The sequence below is a fragment of the Saccharothrix isguenensis genome, assembly GCF_052936305.1.
The window spans coordinates 4,424,304-4,443,150 of the sequence record NZ_CP193626.1; the positions used below are offsets into that span (position 1 = coordinate 4,424,304).

An 18,847-nucleotide genomic window follows, 5' to 3' on the forward strand; every position below is an offset into this window, starting at 1 on the left:
CACGCGCCGGGTGGGACGGGGAGTTCACCCGGCCACGGGCAACGGCCGTCCTCTCGGCGGGAACTTCAGCTCACGCGGCTCCTCGCCGTCCGAACCGACCACCAGCGCGACGAGGTCCCGACCGAGGACGGCAGCCAGGTCGGCCGCCAGTTCGGCGGTGACGACCGCGCCGACGAGCCGCAGACCGCCGAGGCCGGGCACGAGCCGGGCCGACAGGTCGTGCAGCACGACTTCCCGTCCCGCCGCCACGTCCAGGCGCATGCGGTGGACGTCCACGTCCCGGTGGTGCAGGACCAGGTGCGCCAGCCGCTCGCGCTCGGTCGCCGCGCCCTCGGGCCCGAGGCGTTCGACGTCGGCGCGCAACGCGTGGATGTGACCGTCCACGAAGGACAGGTAGGACGACCAGTCCGGATCGGGCGAGGACGCGACCCGCTCGTACTCCGCGACCACCTCCGGACCGACCCCTTCCTCGACCGGCGGCGCGGTGAGCGGCGCGTGGACGATGAACCCGCCGTCCGCGTCCACCGGGATCGCGTACACCCGGTCCAGGCCCTCGATGGCGTCCTCGGTGGCGGGTCGGGAGGTGCCCGCCTGGGCGTCGACCAGCGACACCGCGCCGTGGTGGTTGACCACGTTCCACACGTGGCCGACGGAGCCGCGCGGGAAGCCGATGACCACGGCGTCGGAGCCGTGCCCGGCCCGCGTCACGCGGTCGATCACCTCCCGCAACGCCTCCGGCCCGCGCCCGATCCACTCCGGCGCGTACGGGGTCTCCTCGTACGCGGCCCGGACGGAGCCGGGCACCAGCTCGTCGGTCGGGCCCGCGCCCGCCACCCTGGGGTTGCCCCGGTAGGTCGAGTCGAAGGCCAGCGCGGCGTCCAGGCAGTTGACCTCACGGCCCAAGGCCGAACGGTCACCGTTGACCAGGCTCAACCACCGTGACGGGTCGGTGAAGCGCGTGCCGGGCGGGACTGCTTCCAGCAGGGCCTCGGTCTCCCGCGGCGAGGGCGGGACCAACCGCTGGGGCAGCGGGTGCGCGCGGCGCGGCTCCCTGCGGGTGACGGGCCCGGACTCGGCCTCGAACTCGTCGCGGCGGCGCTTGGCACGCCTCTCGTTCCCGGCTGCCGGAGCGGGGACGTCCACCTGGGCCGGCTCCGGCGTCGGGGCCCGCTCCGGCGTCGGAACGTGCCGGTGACCAGCGATGGCGTCCGGCGAGTAGGGCGTCGCGACGCCCGGTCGGTACGGCCGGTAGGTCGGCGCGGTCTCCCGGCCGGACGCGGACGAGTCCCCGCCGGGCCGGTATGGCCGGTAGGTGAACGCCGGCGGCTGGGTGCCGGTCCCCGGCGTCGGCCGGTAAGGCATGTAGGTGCGCTCGGTGGCCGGCGACGGCGCGGCATCCGCTCGGGTGTCGGAGATCCCCGTCTCGGGAACCGCGATGTCCGGCACTTCGGTGCCGACGACTTCGGCATCAGGTTCGGTGACATCGGGCGTGGTGAAGTCCGGCACGGTGCCATCGGCCGGCCGCGGTGCCGATGGCACGACGACCGGCGGGTTGTCGAAGACGCTGCGCCCGGTCTGGAAGCCCCTCGTCCGACCCCACTCGACGAACTGGTCCGCGGACAGGTAGTCGAACTGCGACTTCACCGGATCGCTCAGCACGAACAGATGTTCGCCGTCGACCTCGGTCGCGAGCAGGGCCATCGCGTGCCCCGGTTCGGCGAGCAGGATGCCCGCGCCCGCCTGGACGTCCTCCCAGAACCGGTCGACCGCGTCGCGGTCGAGGAGGCGCCGCGAGATCGGCACGCGCGGATCGTTCCACCGCTGCTCGGTCGACTCGGCGCGCGGGTCCGGTGCGAGGTACCGGAACGAGGCGTTCAGCACCGCCGTGTCCGGCATGCCCGTCGCGCGGCGGGACGGCCGGTCGAGGCCCACGGGCAGCAGCAGGGGGATGCTCAGCTCCCACGCGCCGGGGATGACCTTCCTGGTCAGCACCGGCGGTTGGCCGTTCTTCAGGTCCAGCACGGCGGCGAGCTTCTGCATGGTGCGCCCCCACTGCTTGGTGAGGTTCGCCCACTCGCGGCGGGCCGACGGATCGCTGTGGTTCGCGGTCGCCAGCTCCCGCGCCCTCGACTCGATCGAGTCGAACTGCCGGTTCGCGTCGTCGATCCGCGTCCGCACCATGTCCCCGACCGTGCGGCCGAAAGTCCGGTCGCGGGCCGCGAGCTCGTCCGGCGGAGCCGAGTGCAGCTCCTCCAGGACGCGCTCGACGACGCCCCTGCCCACCACGAGCAGCCCGGCGGTGGTGGGAACCTTGCCGCGCAGGACGGTGTTCACCGCAGCCGCCGCGCACGTGTTCATGAAGTGCTGCTCGTCGTGACCGGTGGCCCCGAACAGGGAGTCGACCAGCGCGGCCGGGTTGTCCAGCAGCAGCTGGAACAGCGCGTCGTCCTGGACGGCGGCACGTCCCTCGGCGTTCAGGTCCACCAGGCCGAGGCGCGCGAAGCGCTGCGGCGTCGACTCGGCGGGGTCGAACCTGATGCCCTCCACGGTGGAGCCGTCGGCGTGGAACGGGTCGACGCCCCGGTCGAGGTTCACCGAGATGTCCACCAGCACCTGCCGCAGCCGGTCGACCGTGATCGGCTGCACGACCACGCGCTCCCGCACGTCACCCAGCCGCAGGCGGGAGTTGTCCGGGACCGCCCGTTCCCGGGAGGGCACCAGGGACGCCGCCAGCACCGCGTCGTTCACCATCGTCCGCACCTGTTCGCGGACGACCGGGTCGGGCACCGCGCGCAGGTCGCGGTCGAGCTGCGCGAGCGCCTTCGACACGTCGTCCGACCCGAGCACCCTGGACGTGTGGTCCTCCAGCCTGCCGCCGTCGGCCATCGACACCAGGTCGGCGAGCCGGTCGGACAGCACGTCAGACCCCAGGGCGAGCGTGTCCAGGCCACCGAGCGCTGTCCCGTACCGGTCCGCGAAGTCCCGCGCCGCCCGCGGGAGGTCGGTGCCGCCGTCCGACCGGGTCACGGCGGATGGTCCGTCGGACCGCGCGGGGAGTTCCGGGCGGACGAGGTCCACGATGGCCGACCGCCGCCGGTCATCGAGCGTGGGGCCGGCGCTGCGCGGCTGCGGGTCCCGCCCGGCGGCGACCACCTCGGTCTTCAGCCGCTCCAGGTCGGGACGGACGCCCGCCTGCCTGCCGTTCTGCTCCCGCAGCACGTTCACGAGGGCGTCGCGCACCGCCTCGGCACGGGCCTGGCTGGTCCGCCTGGCGTGCGTCCGCGAGTTGCCGTACCCGGTGATCCTGACCCCGGTGTACGGGCTGCCGGTCGCGTGCTGGTCCGCCAGCTCGCGGTGCAGGCTGTCACCGATGTCCTGGATGACCTCGTGCGCACCGGTCGTCAGCTCGGCGTGCCGGGTGAAGGGGACCACGGCGGAGTCGATCCGGTTCGGCAGCCCCGCCACCGATGACGCGTCCGAGCCCGACTCCGAGCGGTCCGACTCCGCGTCGGACACATCGGCGTCGTCCCGGCCGGCGCTGCCCGGGTTCCCGCCGCTCGGCAACGTGTCGAAGTGCCCGGCCAGCGCCTGCGAGAAGTCGACGGCGGTCTCGTGGCCACCGCGCAGGTACTCCCAAGACACGAGCGCCAGCACGTCGTTCCACCGTGGAGTGCTGCCGTCGCGGGACAACATCGGCACGTCGTGCGTCTGAGCGATGACGTTCGTAGCGCGCTCGTCGAGGATGGCGCGGTCGGTGTCGCTGAGCTCGCGGAGCGACGACCACGCCTGCTCGGCCCGGGCGCGCACGGTGTCGGCGGTCCAACCGTCGATCTCGACGCGGCTCGCGCCGAGGTCGTCGAACACAGGGGCCGTGCCGCCTTCGAGAGTGCGCTGGAGCTCGTCCAGCTCGCTCATGATCGGAGCGACGTCTTCCGGGTACTGGTTGCCGGAGCCGTCGTCGGCGTGATCCGGTGCGAAGAGGCCGTCGTCCGATTCCGCGTCGGTGTTGCGGACCGTCAGCTCACCGCGACCACGCCACGGGAAGTCGTCGGACGATTCGCTGTCACTGCTGTAGGCGGAAGGGATGCGGCCGTTCCCGGGCTCGGACTCCGACGAGCTGTCCACCCCGTCCGCATCGGCGTTGCGAACCGCCAACCCGCCACGTCCGCGCCATCCCACCTCCTCGGACGACTCCGATTCCGCTTCCGACTGCGGTTCCGACTCCGGCGAGCTGTCGGACTCGCTGTCCGAAGCCCTGTTCGCCACCACCAAGCGCCTCGGTCCCGGCTCGCTGTCGCTGCCGCGCCGTGACAGCTCCCGCCCCGCGTTCGTGCCCTCGGACGGTGCTGTGTCGCTGTCGCTGTCCGAGGGCTCGGAGTCCTCGGGTGCGGACCGCGACTCGTCGGCCGTGGGCACATCGCCGTCCGACGGGCTCGAGGAGCGGGTGGACGAACCCGCCGGCACGGGCGGGAGCTTGTCGATCAACCGTCGTGGCAGCTTGACGTGCAGGGTGGTCTTGATCCCGGAGACCTCCTTGAGGAAGTCCCTGGCGAAGCTGACGCAGTTGTACTGGAGCAGGTTGTACTTGCGCTCCATCGCCGCCAGGGCGTACAGGTAGCCCTTGACCAGGTTCTCCGCGTTGGTCTTGTACGGCCCGACCACCTTCGTCCCGCGCGGCAGGTTCCCCATCGGGATCTCGTCGCGGATCTGGCCCTCCACCCGCACGAACGGGGTCAGCGCGCCCTGCCGGACGTTGGTGGACGGCCCGAACCCGAAGGACACCTCGGGTCCCCTCTTCGGCAGCTTGACCGTGATCCACGCGTGGCCGACGTCGCCGCGCAGGTTGTCCATCCGGTTCAAGGAGCCGATGTCCGCGACCACGAAGACGTCGATGTTCCGCCGCTGCTTGTCCGGCGCTCCCTGGATGTGGTCCATCAAGGGCCGCATGCGTTCCACGAAGTCGACCAGCGGCTCGTGCTCCGGGACGGGCCGTCCGTCCGGATCCGGTTCCGCCTCGGATCCCGAGTCGGTGTCGGTGTCGGAGTCCCAGTTCTGCCACGCGTCGACGGGCTCGACGCGTCCGATCGGGGCGGGCTCGTGCGGCGGCCCCTGCCGGTCCTGCGGCGCGCCGTCCTCGGATTCCGCGTCGACGGCCCGGCGTCGCCGACCTCGCCGGAGTTCCTCGGGCCCGACCTCGCCACCACCGCGCAGCACGGGTGCCGTGCGCGTGGTGCCGATGCCCGCCGCGATGTCGCGGGAGAGCTGCGTCGTGCGAGCCGTGTCACCGTCCATCAGGTCGAAGGAGAGAACGGTCAGCACGTCCTCGACGACGGATCGCGGCAGGTCGGGCCGGCCGGTGAAGTCGTGCGTGAACAGGGCGATGTTCCTGGCCCGCCCCCGGTGGTGCCCCTCCAGGTGGCCGCCGAGCAGGCCCATCATCGTCCGGGCCAGCCGGGCCTCGTCGCTCAGCCGGTCCGGGGTCCAGGGGCGGTTCCCGGCCGGATCGGCCGGAGCCGGGTCGGGGCCGTGCGGCGACGGCGTCGTGGGAGCCTCGGTGGCCGGGGGCACGTCGGTGGCCGGGGGAGGCGGGTCGGCGAACACCAGGGTCGGCGCTTCACCGGGGCTGAAGCGGATCAGGGGTTCGGCGTCGGGCGCGTCCTGGCGGTGGCGGTCGACGATGTCCTGGTAGATCTTGTGCTGGAAGTCGCCCTGCGGTTCCCAGTACATGTGCGCGCCGTGCTGCACACCGGTGTTGCGCCTGGTCAGCCGCCACACGTCCAGTTCGTAGTCGGCGAGGTCGAGGGGTGTGCCGTCATCGGGCCGGCGGATGTGGAACACGTCGTGGTCACCGGTGATCGGCTTGTACCCGTCCGGGGTGCTCATCTCCACGGTGCCGGACGTGGGGTCCACCCGGTAGCGCCCCTCGGCGGCGAACTGCCGGAACTCCTCGGCCAGTTCCCGGAACTCTCGACTGCGGTTCCGGTGGCGCTGCACCAGCCGGTCGCGCAGGCCCGGGTCCAGTTCGGCCACGTCGTCGGGCAGCGTCGGCTCGAAGTACCCCACGAGGCCGACGTGCTCGCGGGACGCGCCCAGGTAGGTGTCCAGCTCGCTGATCGTCTTGGCCTTGATGTCCTTCGGCTTGGGCGCGGCGCCCTGCTCCAGCCACTTGACCGAGTCGGGGTTGGTCGGCCGCACGTCGTAGGTCACGTTGAACCGGTCGGCCAGCTTCTGGAGCCGCCGCTGGTTGATCTCGGGCATGCCGAACTCGTCGCGCAGGCGTTCGGGCGTCAGCGGGCCGGGGTCGGCGGGGCGGGGCGAGTCCCACCGCGTCTCCCGCAAGTGCGCCGGACGGGGTGCGGTCTCCACGGTGTCGTCGAGCGCGTCGAACAGGTCCTCCACGAACGTGGGTGAGACGGTCTTCACCGGGTCGAGCCGCGGCGCGTCGCCGCGAGCGGTGCCGGCCGGTGCGCTCGGCGGGACGGCGCCGGGTGTGATCGGCGCGGACGGGGGCTGGATCGTGGACGACTCCAGCGCGCGCATGTGGTTCTCGAGCAGCCACAGGTGGCGCGGTTTGACGGAGGCGTCCGGCTCGTCCAGGCGGTGCGTCATCGGGCCGCTGTCGTCCACGACCCGGCCCTGGCCGTCCTGGTGCTGGAAGACCGGGACGCTGCCGTCGACCTCGAAGTACTCGTCGTGCAGACCGAGGAAGTGGCCGATCTCGTGCCCCAGGGCGCCGGGTGAGCTGTCGGTGGGCCAGGTGAACTGGTTGGGGCGACCGGACGGGGTGACGTCGATCTGCGCGTGCGCGTCGGCGGGGTCGGTGACGAATTCCACCGTGACGTGGAACTGCCCGCCACGAGGCAGTCGGTTGCCCCGGTTGAACAGGGACTCGACGCCTTGCCGGGTGCGGGTGCGCAGGTCGGCCACCTGCCGGTCGGTGACGCTGCCGTCCGGGTTCAGGTGCAGCTTGACGGTGAAGTCGCGGACCCACGCCCCGCCGACGTCCAAGTCGCGCAGGTCGTAGGCGATCAGACCGCGCCACGCCTTCAGGTCCACCTGACCGGCGGTGATGGTCGAGGTCTTCAGCAGACCGCCGTTCTCGCCGCGCACGGTGCTCGTGATCGGCACGTCGCGGGCAGCCTCGATCGCCGTCGAGTCGACGGCGTCGGGCAGGGCGTCGAACCACGACGGAGCACCCGCCGCCGTGCTGTGCCGCCAGCTCGGCTCGTCCAGGACGGGGTGAGAGCCCTGCGGTTCGGCGGAAGTGATCACCTCGTTCACGATCCGGTCGCCGACGTGCGCGGGCGGCGGCGTCCAGTCCGCGGGCCGCCGGAGGTCCCACCGCACGTGCACGTCGGTGCCCGTGCCGCGGCCGTCCGGGCGGATCTCCGCGTGGACGCCCCTGGCGTCGAGGGCGGCCGCGACGGTCCGGGCGTTCGCGCCGGACACCTCGACCGCGGCGGGCTCGTAGCCGTTGCGGTCGCGCATCGCGTTGGTCTCGGCGACCTCCGCCGCCAACAGGTCGATCCGGGCGTTCTGCTCCTGGCTCAGGTGGGTGCCTGCGGGCCCGTCGAACGACCACTCCGGGTCGGGGCCCGGTGCGGCGTCGTCACGGGTGCGGGCCGGGGGGCGTGGCGTGTCCGGCGCGTCGACAGGGGGAACCGGTGTGTCCGCGCCCCCCTCCGTTGAGGGGGCCTGCGGTGCGGACACCGTGCTCGACGCGGGAGCCGTGCTCGGCGGTGCGGAGGTCGTGCCGGGCGTCGGGAGCACCATCTCACCGACCACGCCGCGACGGCCCTGCTCGCGGTCGACGCCGGGTGCCAGGCCGCGGCCGTGGGATTCCGCCACCACCCGGATACGGTCCCCGGTCAGCGGGGACCGGCCCGGCGGCAGGTCGCGCTGCCGGTCGGCCAGCATCAGGTCGATCTCGCGCCGGACGAACGCCGCGGCGACGTCCGCGCGGTGCCGGCTGTTGGCAGCGGGGTGCGAAAGAGACTTGCTGTGGCCGTGCAGGTGGACTTCCGGCAGCGGCAGACCGTTGCGGTGACGCCACAGCGCCGCGTTGACCGCGTCGCGGGCGAGGGTCCTCAGCTTGCCCTCGCCGGGTGGGACCGCCTGACCGTCGGCGACCGCGGTCACGTCCAGGTCGCGCGCGTCGGGCATCGAGACGACGTCGGAGGACGTGGCGTTGTGCGACACGGTCACCGCCACCAGCGGGTTCGCGAGCTGCATCGTGAACTGCGGCGTGTCGACGTGGCCCCACTTGTCGAAGAACGTCTCCCCCGGCGCCTTGCTGTAGTGGTTGATGAACCACATCTGCCCGAGCGGTGGCAGGCTTTCCGGCCCGGCGAGCGCGGTGATGCTCTGCCGGGCGATGTACTCGCTCCGCTGGCGCGCGGTCTCTGCCGCCTGCCGCGTGCCGGGGTCGTCGATCCTCGGGTCGAACAGCGTCGCGCGGGCCTCGCGGAGGTCGATGAGCGCCTGCACGAGGTTCTTCCGCGCGTCGCTCGCGTCCGGGTCGGCGCGGAGTTCGTCCTGGATCTTCCGCAGCTCGTTCCCGTGCCGCCTGAGGTTGTCGCCGATCGCCCGGTCGAGGACGTACTTGCGCGCGGCGCCTTGGCGGACGACCTCCAGGGTGAGCTGCGACTTGCCGTCCGCGCTGTCCATCACGACCGAGCCGAAGTGGTAGCCCCACACCCGCGTCAACGCCTCGCCCGCGTCCGAACCGGGTACGGGCCGGGCGAAGTTCAGGCTGTAGTCGGGCGTCGGCTCGACCCGGGTGCTCGGCTTCGCCGCGGCGATGGACTGGGCGATGTACGCCTCGCCGGGGTTGGCCCAGGCGTGCTGGTTGACGCCCAGTCGCCGCGCGGCCTCGTCGAGCCGTGCGCGGGCCTCCGTGCCGGGCCTCAGCGCGGTGCCGTAGACCCGACCGGGCATCACCTCCCTGGTCCTGCCGCCGTTCTGCCGCGCCATCGCGTCGACGGCCGTCTCCGGGCGGAGACCGTCCGGCGGCGGGTTCTCGGCCGCGTTCGCCAGGACCTCGGCCAGCTCGTGCGTGCCGCGGAACACGTGCGGCCCGCCCTCGCCGATCCTGGCCAGCACGGCCGGGGCGTGCACGTCCGCCGGGCGCAGGACGGCCTGGCTCTGCACGCCGCCGATGATCTTCTGCGAGAACTCGCTGCACACCCCGGGCGGCTGGGAGCGGAACGTCGGGCGGACCATGACCAGCTCGGTGCCCACGCCGTTGCCGTCGAAGCGGATCCTGTTGCCCGGCACGGGTTCCAGCCGGAGGGTGCTGCCGACCTCGCCGAGCCGCGCGTTGCCCTCGGTGACGCGGTCCTCGGTGGCGTAGAACTCCTTGAAGTGCCCCTCCTCGGTCCGCTGCGGCACGGCGAGCGTGCCGTCCGACGAGAACACCATCACCGGCTTGTCCACCGGTGTCCGCTCCACCACCGGCAGCACGGCGGGGAAGCCGGTGCGGGTGGTGAGCGTGGTGGCCTCCGCGTGCCGCGTGAACGGCGGCACCACTCCGTCGGTCACCACGGTGTAGTCCAGCGTCACGATCGGCGCGTTGGAGGACGACAGGTTGCCGTCCACGACGACCGGGCGCGCGGCGTCGACGCCGGGGACGGAGTCGACGCCCGCGCTGGACACGGAGCGCGAGTCGGACTCGCTGTGCGCGCGCAGCGACTCGTTCTCCATGTCGGCGGTCCGCGCGACCCCCGTCTCCGGGTCGACCGTGACGACGTAGTCGGCGTTCCCCGCGATCGCGATGTCGAGGTCGCTGCGGACGGTGTCCGCCGGGTGCTCGGAGCGCGGCGAGTCCGCGAGGCCCAGGAGTTCGGCGTAGGCGGCGATCGTGTCGGCGTCGGCCGACGCGTCGTGGCCGGCGAGTGCCCTCAGGTCGGTGAGCGTGTCGATCTGGACGGCCTGCGGCCTGCCGGCTCCCGGACGACGGTGCGGGCGTGGCTGCGGTTGGTCCGCGTCGGCTGCGGGGGACGTCCGGTCGGGCGTGTTCCGGGCCGGCCCCTGGCCGTCGCGGTCTCCGGTGGGCAATTGTTCCGGGTTCCGGCGGGCGTTGTCGGGATTCCCGGCGGGGTCGAAGCCGCTGCCCCCGCGCAGCACTGGCGTCGTCCGGGTCGTGCCGATGCCTGCCGCGATGTCACGGGAGAGCTGCGTCGTGCGGGTGTTGTCGCCGTCCTGGTCGGCGTCCATCAGGTCGAACGCGAGCACGGCCAGCACGTCCTCCACCAGGGCCTGCGGCTCGTCGGACCGACCGGTGAAGTCGTGCGTGAACAGGATGATGTTCCGGGCGCGCCGCCGGTGGTCCTCCCGCGAGCGGTCGTCCAGCAGCGCCATCACGGTCCGGGCCTGCCAAGCCTCGTCGCGCAGACGTTCCTGGGTCCAGGCACCGCTCTCCGCCGAGTCGTTCTGAGCCGGGTCGGCGGCAGCCGGGTCCGGGGCGGCAGGGTCCGGGGCGGCAGGGCGGGTGGTGGACGGGTCGGTGGCCTGATCGTCCTGGCGGGGCTCGGAGGAGTGTGCGGGCGCGGTGTCGGGTGTGGCCGGTGCGGTCTGGTCGGCGTCGGACCCGGCGTCGGACCCGGCGTTGAACTCGGCGATGCGCCGCTCGACCTCGGCCTTGGCCTCCCACCACCTGGACTGCTGCTCGTCCGCCGCGGCACGGGCGGTGGCGAGGTCCTGTTCGGCGGCGGTGATCCGGTCGCGCAGGGACTGCCTGGTGTCGAGGGCCGACCGGTGCTGACGCCCGGCGTGGTCGTGGACGCGCTCCGCGCCTCGCAGGGCACCCAGACCCTTCTTCAGGCCGTCGCGCGCGGCACCGGCGGCCTCGCGGGCCTTCGTGTGCTCGTCCACGGCCTCCTTGAGCGCGTTCTCGGCGTCCGCGACCGCCCGGTTCGCGTCCTTCGCCGCCTTGCGGGCCTCGGTCTCCTCGCGCAACGCGGTCGAATGCGCTTCACCGGCCGTCTTCAGGTCTTCGCGCAGGACTTCGAGCGCACGCCGCCTGACGTCCGTGGCCGCCTCCGCGGCGGCACGCCCGTCGTCGTCGGCCTTGCCGGGCGCCTCCTCGCTGGCGCGCAGGCGCGCTTCAGCCGCTTCGACGTCGGCAACGGCGGTGTCGACGGCCCTCGCCCGCGTCGGCACGTCCTCGGCGCGCTCGCGCAGGGTCTCGTCGGCACGCGTGGCGATCTCGCGCGCCTTCCGCAGGTCCGACGTGAGGTTCTCGACCGCCGTTGAGGTTCTTTCGACCTGGTTGTCCGCCTCGTCGGCAGCGGACTCCAGCCTCTGGACCGCATCGGTGCCGGTGCGGACGGCCCGCGTCGCCGCGTCCACGTTGGACCGGCCGGCCGTCACGTCGGCCTCCGCCTTGGCGACGTCCGCCGCGAGCTCCTGCGCGAGGTCCTGCAAGGCGTGCCGGGCGTTGTCCACCGCCACCTCGGCCGACCGCCACGACTTCGCCGTGTCGCGCACGGCGTCCTGCGCGGCCGACAGCTCGCCCCCGATCTTCCGCCCGAGCACGTTCTCCAGGTCCGACAGCGGCATCCTCAGGTCGGCGGAGCCCTTGACGACCAGGTCGTTGACGCTGGTCCTACCACCGAGGTCGGCGACGAAGCGGTACTCGACGTCGACCTCGACCAGGCCGGTGCGGCCCTGCGGCTTGAGGTTGCGCAGCACGTTGGCGGTGGGGCCGGACGACTGCGACTCGGCGTCCTGCCCGATGTGTCTGGCCTCGATGCCGGTGGTCGAGAAGGTGGGGGTGCGCACCGGGTCCGGGCTGCCGTCGGCGTGGTTCTCCTGCTTGCGCATGCCACCCGACACGACGGCGACCGAGAAGTCGGCGGTCTCCGCGTGCTGCACGTCGTGGGTGGTGGCGAGGACGGTGCTCTTCGGCGCCTCCAGGTTCACGGTGTCGCTGAGCGAGTCCAGCCTCGGGTTGGCGAACTTCGCGTGCACCTTCAGCTTCGCGTGCTGCGACGGGAGGACGCTCGCCTCGTGCAGGCCGGGCACGTCCAGCGCCGCCGCGGTCATGTCGGGCAGGTTCGGCTGGAGGTTCTCGGAGCTGAGCGCGGACAGCAGTGCGTTGAGCGAGCCGGTGCCCTTGCCGGTGATGCCCGCGCCCGCGCCGGCCCTGCGCAGCGCCTCGATCGCCGCACGGCGCACGTCTGCCGCGCCGACCAGGGCTTCGACGGACGCGGTGGACGGCGGGGTGACGGGGTCGCCCGACTGCTGCCACGCCTTGACCTCGTCGGGCCGCCCGGCGGTCGCGGGCTTGTTCTCGACCGTCGAGCCGTAGCCGGGCCGGGGCTCCGGGTTCACCCGCACGCTGTCCGCGTGGATCCGCACGCCCAGGTTCTCCGGGTTGCCGCGGGCCCGGCCGAGGACCTGGTCCCCGCGTTCCACCACCAGCTCGAAGCGGATCGGGACGTCGAACCTGGCGGCGGGGCTGCCGCCCGCGCGCAGGTTGTTCGCCTGCCCGGTGGCGGACTTGGTGATGGTGCTGCCCCGCGCGCGCCCCATCGTCGCGCCGGCGCCCGCGCCCGCCGAACCCGTCACGGGCTCCGACGTCGGGCCCGACGGGTTCGCGACTCCCGCACCGCCGGTGCGCAGGCCCGCGCCCCACGCCGTGCCCCTGCCCTTGCCGGTGGCCGTCCGCTTCGCGCCGAGGATCGTGTGCTCGATGTCCCGGCCGTCGTTGACGACCCGGTCGAACTTCGGCGGCCCGGCGTACGCCTTGAGCGTCACCTGGTAGGTGTCCTTGCCCATCACCGCGCCGGGCTGGTGCAGCAGCAGCGGCACACCGCCGTCCAGCGCGCTGTCGATCAGGGACTTCACGCTGGTGGACGACGTGAAGTCGACCAGGCGGCGGAGGTTGTCCATCGAGTCGTCGAGGACCGAGTCGGGGAGGAGCTTGTCCTTGAGGAGGCTCTTGGTGTTCTCGCCGAGCTGCTCGGCCAGGTCGGACACCACTGACGACAGGTCCGGCACCTCGTGGACGAGGCTCAGCCCCAACGCGCTCGGACCGCCGCGCGGGTCGAGCCGCTTGGGTCCGGAGAGCCGGCCGAAGGACCGCGGCTGCTGCGGCGGGACGTCGCGCAGCAGGTTCAGGCCGCGGGCGGCGTCCTCGCTCAGCCGCAGGTACACCGCACCCGGCTGGGTGAGCGACCGGCCCAGCGCGTAGGGCGTTCCCCGGTAGGCGACGTTGCCGCTGCGGCTCTCGGCCACGATGTCGTACGTCACGTCCATCCGCACCAGCACCGTGCGGTCGCTGGGCGGCGTCACCAGGTTGCGGTCGACGCCACCGCCGACCTCCGCCACCTCGGAGGTGCTCCTGAGCCAGGGCACCCAGCGGGCGGCGGCGGTGAGGCTGCCGTTGGACCTCGCCGTCGTGGCCCCCGGCTTGGCCGACATGCCGACGTTGCCGGACAGCTCGACCGACTTGGTCCTCGTGGTCGACCCACCCGCCTTGAACCCGCCGGTGTCGGCGTGCTCCGTGCCGGTGTTGTCGGAGATCGACACCACGGCCGGGTTGCCGAGCCTGGCGGTCACGCCGATCGCGCCGCTCCGGTCGGTCATCCGGCGGCTGTACTTCAGGGCGTTCTGCTCGACGCCGGTCTCGACCAGCCGGCGGAGGTTCGCCTTCAGGCCCTCGGGGCTGAACAGCCGGTCGATCCGGTTGCGGGACTCGGTGCCCGGCAGGGTCAGCGCCCGGTCGCCGCCGGAGACCTGGTCGAGGAGCGCGATGGCCTCGTCGCGCAGCTCCCGGCTGTGCACGACCGCCTCGACGTGCAGCCACTCCGGCTGGGGCGGCCTGGGGGCGGCGGGGTTGAGCAGGTCGCTGATCCGCGTGTCCTTCGGCAGCGGGGTGGTCCGGTGGTCGTCGGGGTCGAGCGCCGGGGGCGCGACCTTCAGCGTCGACCCGTCGGACAACCACAAGTGGATCCTGCCCCGGATCAGCGGCAGGATCCTCGGGGTGTCCGGGTCGGCCGGGTCGAGGTTTCCCGACAGGTCCACCGTGCGGGCCACCGTGCGGCTGGGCGGCACCTCGGTGACCGGTGTCGCGGGCGTGACCAACCGGCCCTGGGTCCTGGTGCGGCTGAACACCGTGACGTCGACCTGGAACTCCACGTGGTGCTCGAACACCTGGGCGTCGGGGCTGCCGGTGTTGAGCCACGTGCTGTTCACCGTCGGCCCGGCGGCGGTCTTGACCGAGGTGCTGGAGGAGTACTTCACCCCGCCGCCGGCGATCGGCGAGAACACCGAGGCCCCGGCGGGCTTGGTCGCGCCCGCCCGCGCCTCGACGCCGGCGCTCCAGCCCTTCGTCGTGGCGGTGGAGCTGTCGAGCCGTGGGCCCGCCGAGGACGAGCCGCGCACGTTGCGCGCGTCCGCCTGCCCCAGGTGGCTGCCCGGTCCGAGCTTCGCCTTGACCGTGATGTTGACGTAGTCGTTGGTGAAGTGGCCCCTGCGCTTGAGCCGGACCTGCACACCCGCGCCGAGCAGGCTGTCCATCTGGGACCGCAGCGCGGTCGGCGACAGCTCCGTGTCCAGCAGGCGCTGGTTGGACATCTGCACGGCGAAGTCGTGGCCGTTCCAGCCGGTGGAGCCGCGGACGCCGTCGGTCCCGTTCCACTGCGGCAGGAAGTCCTCGAACCCGTCCAAGCCGGCCAGCAGGGACTCCACCTGGGCCTGGACGTGGTTGACGGGCGTGAACTCGCCGACCTTGGCGTTGCCGACGGCCAGGCCGCTCGCCAGGTACGGCGGCTCGAAGCGCGGCTCGGCGGTCGGCTTCGCGATCCCCTTCGGCGTGCCCTCCGGCACCGGCAGGCCCTGCGCGGCGGCCTCGGGCAGACCGATCCTCAGGTACGTGGTCGCGGGGACCTTCAGGTCGGGCCCGTGGGGCGTGCGGATCTCGACGTCGGCGTTGACCCGGTACAGGCCGGTGGCACCCTTGATCTGGATGCCCGTGCGGTTGGTCGTGGCGGTGCCCGACGTCGACGACTCGGCCGTCCGCGCCGAGATGCCGCCCACGAGGCCCGCGGACCCGACCGTGGCGGCTGGTGCGCCGACACCGCCGCCCACCGCCGCGTTGACGTCGACGCCGCTGCTGGTGGAGGTGGTGACGGTGCTGCCCATCGCGGTGGACTCGTGCAGGCGCAGTTGCGCCGAGTCGTGCGTGCCGAGCAGTTCCGCGTCGATCAGCGTGGCCTTGATCTTCACGGCGCTCGCGCGGCTGCCGTGTGGGCTGAGCAGGTTCGGCGAGGTCACCCAGCCGTTGAGCATGGGGCCGAGGTTGCCGCGGATGCTCGTCGGGCTGAGGAAGTCGCGCAGCGTCGAGCGGCCCTCCGCGCCGAGCTTGGTGATCGACGGGTGGAGTCGCGCCGAGACGTCCTCGAACAGCTTGTCCGCGCCGGTCATGGTGACCGCCTCGGGCACGGGGTGCTCCAGCTTGACGCCCCACTCGGGGTCGTCGGGAGTGGCCCTGCCCTGCCCGTGCTCGCGGTTCAGGTTCAGCAGGTCGTCGGCGAACTGCACGACCACGTCCACCTCGCCGGCGTCGTCGCTCCTCACGGTCGTGCCGTCCACCGGGACGCCCCGGTGGTCGATCAGCGCCACCGAGTACTGCACGGGGAGTTGGACGATCGTGGACTTCTCCCCCGCGCGGATGATCCGCTGGTCGACCGCGGCCGTCGAGGTCGTGGTGGTGGTGACGGGGGTCGCGAGGGGCGCCTTGACGCCCAGGGAGCCGTACGCGCCGACGCCCTGCGACGCCGTGGCGCCGATGCCGATGTCGTTGCCGGTGCTCAGGTTCTTCGTCGTGCTCGTCGTCGTACCCGAGTTCAGCCACATGTCGACCTTGGTCGTCTCCGCGGGCGTGGACGACGCCTCGTCCACGTCGACCGGCGGCTTCATGGTGGCCTTGACCTTGACGTCGAACCAGTGCGGGCCGACCCGCACCTGGAACGGGCGGCCTTCACCCAGGAACGACTCGAAGTCGGTTTCCAGCACCGCGCCGATCTCCATCACGCCCTTGGGCGTGCCACTCGCGTGCCGGGACAGCAGTTCGGCCACCGCCGCGGTGACCCGCTCCACACCGCGCAGGTCGACCGCGGCGACCGTGCCCAGCGCCTGGCTCTGCTGGACGTAGGACGGCAGCGCGAGCGACGGCAGCACGTCGTCGACGGGCGGGGTGACGACGATCATCGGGATGTCCCGCTGCTGTCGCCCGACGGGCACGTGCGGCGCGGGCTCCGGCTGGTCGGGGGGACGTGGGCCGCGCTCGGGGTCGAGTGCCGGGACGGGCGGCGTGAGCTGTGCCGTCGACGGGGTCGGACTCGGCGGAGCGGGAGTGCGCTCGGGGCCGGCGCTCGCGGGGGCGGGAGCCGAGAGGACGGGGATCGCCGAAACGGGGGTGGCTGGGGTTACCGCGGGAACGGAGGTTCGGGAACTGGTGGTCGGCAGGGGTGCCCGGTCGGTGGTGCCGCGGGACGTGCGGGGTACTCGCGGGGTTTCGGCGGGTCGGGCGGTGGCGCCGGGATTCCGGGACGAGGTCGACGGCTGCGAGGTCGACGGCTGCGAAGTCGACGGCTGCGAGGTGTCGGCGGTGCGGGGGACGGAGGCGGGCTTGCCGTCGGAGCGCGCCGAACCGCCCTGCTCAGCCGTCGGGGGCGCGACCGCCGTCGCAGCGGGAAGCGTGGTGGGCGTCGGGGCGGGCTGTTGAGTTCCGGTGGTGCCGGGAGTCGCGACGACAGCCGGAGCGCCGGGTTCCGGCGTGCTCTGGTCGACGCGGGAGTTCGAGGTGGTCGACACCTGGTCGTCGCCCTGATCGGTGCTCGGCTCGGGCTGTTGGCGAACCGGCTGGTCCGGTGATGCCGGGACCGACGCGTCCTCCGCTGCGGGCGCGGGGAGCGCCTGATCCGACGCGGGCTGGGTGACGGCTGGCTCAACCGACTGCGGTCCCGGTCCGGGAACGGGTGCAGGTGTGGGTGCCGAGCCCTCCGCGGGCGGGGTAGCCGTAGGTGGCGGAGCACCCGCTTCGCCAGTGGACGGTGTGGCCGTAGGCACCGGAGCACCCACCTCACCGGCCGACGGCGTGACCGCAGGCACCGGAGAACCGGCCTCATCAGCGGGCGGCGTTGCCGGAGGCACGGGAACGCCCACCTCGCCAGCGGGCGGCGTGGCCGAAGGCGCGGGGACACCCACCTCGGCCGAGGTCGGGGCTGTGGTCGTCGGCACCTGGGCGGCCGGGTCGTCGACGGGCGACGTGGTGGCGGGCGACGTGGTGGCGGGCGCGCCCTGCCGGTTGGCCGGCGTGTCCGTGCCGGGACGCGAGGTCGGTGCGGGAGGCTGGTTCCCTCCTCGTGGTCCGCCCTCGCCGGCCAGGGACGTCGGGTCGGGGCCAGGCGGCTGCGGGGTGGGAGTTCCCACGACAGGCACCGGCACGGGAACCGGCGTGTCCCCGGCCCTCGGAGGCGTGGAGTCGGCGGGCGGGACGTCGTCGTTGCCCTCCACCCTGTCCGGCGTCGGGGGCGCGGAGGGATCACGGTGGTCTGTCGAGTACGGGTTGTCGTTGCCGAGGTCCACACCGACCTGGTCCACAGCGACCTGGTCCACACCGACCTGGCCGTCGCCGGCCGGTTCGGTGTCGACGTCCCGGCGGTCGTCGTTCGAGGGCGGGTCGTCCGGCCCGTCGCCGCCGTGCGTGCCGTCCGGGCGCGGTGGCACCGGACCCGGTCCACTGCTACCCGTGGACGGGCCGCCGATCAGGTCCGTCGTCCCCGGCAGCGGACCGCCGTCGCCCGCCGGCGTGTCGTTGCCCGCGGTCTCCTCGCCGGTGCTCTCCTTGCCGGTGCTCTCCGGGACGACGTCCACCGGCGGCGGGGTGGTGTTCGGACCGGGGCCGTTGCCGCCGCCGAGCCCGAGGCCGATCTCGTTGCCGATCACGTTGCCGGCGCCGGAGACCATGCCGGACGTCGTCGAGTACGGGTTCAGCTCGAACTCGCCCTCGGTGATGTACTTGTAGAGGGCCTCGGTCAGCGTCTCCTGGAGACCCTCCACGCCGATGTCGACGATGGCCTCGGGCAGGTCCTTGTGCCAGTCACGGCCCTTCTCGACCTTGCCGAGCCAGTTGTCGAGGCCGCCCCTGGTCCCGTTCGCCAGGCCCTTGCCCACACCGGACAGGAACGGCGAGATCGCGCCGCCCAGGGCGCCGACGCCCGCGGAGTTCCCGGTCTTGTCGGTGTCCCACTCCTTGCGGCTGCCCGTGCCGAACTGGATGCCCTGCGCCAGCACGTCGATGACGAGCTGGAACGCGACGCCGAACGCCGCCGCCTGCATCAGGCGCAGGAACAGGCGACCGAGCAGGTGCCTGAGCATGGACCGCACGATGGACACCCGCGCGGCCAGCCAGGCCATGCTCGCGCCGCCGGTCCAGAACGCCATCGAGGTGGCCCAGGCGATCTCGGCGATGAGCGTCACCAGGGTGATGATCGAGACGAGCTTGACGTACTCGACGTCCAGGGCGAGCTTGCGCAGGAACTTGGCCATCATGCGGAACTGGCGGTCCGCGTTGGCCAGGTGGTTGTTCTGCCCCTCCACGAAAGGCGCCATCCGGGCGGCGAAGGCCTGCTCGGCCTGACCGTGGAAAGTGGTCCTGATGGTCACGACGGCGTGCTGCACCCGCGGGGCGAGTTCCCCGCTGAGCCGTCCCGCGGCCGTGTCCCAGGCATCGGCGAGCGCGCGCAGGTGGTCCTCGTTGGCGTCGGGCCACTCCTCGCCGGTGAGGACCTGGAACAGCGTGCGCACCTCGTCGGGCACCATCAGGGCCATCAGGGCA

The 18,847-nt window shown here is 73.0% G+C and carries 1 protein-coding gene; it reads right to left on the bottom strand.

Annotated features, from left to right (window positions below; all coding sequences use genetic code 11):
• Positions 1-24 precede the first annotated feature (24 nt).
• The gene (locus tag ACRAKI_RS19980; RefSeq protein WP_447002022.1) at positions 25-18,840 is read right to left on the bottom strand and encodes a WXG100-like domain-containing protein; all 18,816 of its coding nucleotides are present in this window, start codon (positions 18,838-18,840) and stop codon (positions 25-27) included.
• Between the last annotated feature and the right edge of the window lie 7 nt (positions 18,841-18,847).